The sequence below is a fragment of the Mesorhizobium sp. WSM4820 genome, from assembly GCF_055811075.1.
Map to the genome: position 1 here is coordinate 1 of NZ_JBVVQN010000093.1, position 447 is coordinate 447.

1 protein-coding gene and 1 pseudogene are annotated in these 447 nt (G+C 59.1%); both read left to right on the forward strand.

The window, feature by feature from the left end:
* Positions 1–119: pseudogene (locus AC0L2R_RS33865) on the forward strand (co-chaperone GroES); the annotation flags it as partial.
* Positions 120–181: 62 nt separating this feature from the next.
* The coding region (locus AC0L2R_RS33870; RefSeq protein ID WP_287304782.1) for a TCP-1/cpn60 chaperonin family protein at positions 182–447 on the forward strand (266 nt) is incomplete at its 3' end.

Below are 447 nucleotides of genomic sequence, written 5' to 3' on the forward strand. Positions count from 1 at the left end.
TGGACGTCAAGGCCGGCGATCGCATCCTGTTCGGCAAGTGGTCGGGCACCGAAGTCAAGCTCAATGGCGAAGACCTTCTGATCATGAAGGAATCCGACGTCATGGGCATCATCGGCTGAATCTCGGCCTCACCATCACTTAAATCCCAGGGCTCAATTCAAGCCCCTGCCAGGAGCTAAAAATGGCTGCCAAAGACGTAAAATTCTCTCGCGATGCCCGTGAGCGCATGCTGCGCGGCGTCAACATCCTCGCCGACGCAGTGAAGGTGACGCTCGGCCCCAAGGGCCGCAATGTCGTCATCGACAAGTCGTTCGGCGCACCGCGCATCACCAAGGACGGCGTCACCGTCGCCAAGGAAATCGAGCTTGAGGACAAGTTCGAGAACATGGGCGCGCAGATGGTCCGCGAAGTTGCTTCGAAGACCAACGACATCGCCGGCGACGGCAC